This window comes from Halomonas urmiana (assembly GCF_005780185.1).
Classification (GTDB): Bacteria; Pseudomonadota; Gammaproteobacteria; order Pseudomonadales; family Halomonadaceae; genus Halomonas; species Halomonas urmiana.
Window position 1 is genome coordinate 1 of record NZ_VBUI01000108.1, and the last position, 260, is coordinate 260.

Here is a 260-nt window from a genome sequence, read left to right on the forward strand (position 1 = left end):
TTAAGTGAAATTAGTCACTCATAAACAAAGAATTAAGCTGTGGATAACTTTGAGGATAACCGTGTGGAAAATGTTCGTAAAGCCAGTATTGATCAGGCTACCGTGGTAGACACATGGTTAACGCGTTGGAGTCAGTTTATTCAGCAGTCGCCACTGAGTAAGACAGGGTTCACCGAAGCGCGAAGTGAGGTGATTCAACAGGTCCTTGAAGCCATGCTACGCGGTGAGAGTTGTATCTCGGTTGCAGCTGAAGCCGTCAC

At 46.2% G+C, this 260-nt stretch carries 1 protein-coding gene; it reads left to right on the forward strand.

The annotated features are described in order from the left end of the window. Positions 1-39: 39 nt before the first annotated feature. A partial coding sequence (locus FEI13_RS19330; RefSeq protein WP_204758435.1) for a hypothetical protein occupies positions 40-260 on the forward strand: 221 nt, incomplete at its 3' end.